Raw genomic sequence first — 268 nt, forward strand, 5'->3', positions numbered from 1 at the left:
TGGCAGGGGTGGAGAGATTCGAACTCCCAACACGCGGATTTGGAATCCGCTGCTCTGCCAATTGGAGCTACACCCCTAAAACTTTCATTACTTCAGATTCGAAAAAACCTCGCACTAGGCGAGGTTATCGAATAAGTGGCGGAGTGGACGGGACTCGAACCCGCGACCCCCGGCGTGACAGGCCGGTATTCTAACCAACTGAACTACCACTCCGCAGTGGAATACTTGTCGTCGCTGACAAGTGTTCAAACTTTTTGTCTTCACTTTT

At 51.1% G+C, this 268-nt stretch carries 2 tRNA genes; both read right to left on the minus strand.

The annotated features are described in order from the left end of the window. Positions 1-77, minus strand: a tRNA-Trp gene (locus tag AB4161_RS23230). A gap of 59 nt (positions 78-136) precedes the next feature. After that, a tRNA-Asp gene (locus AB4161_RS23235) sits at positions 137-213 on the minus strand. Between the last annotated feature and the right edge of the window lie 55 nt (positions 214-268).

This window comes from Vibrio sp. 10N.286.51.E5, from assembly GCF_041469125.1.
GTDB lineage: Bacteria > Pseudomonadota > Gammaproteobacteria > Enterobacterales > Vibrionaceae > Vibrio > Vibrio crassostreae_C.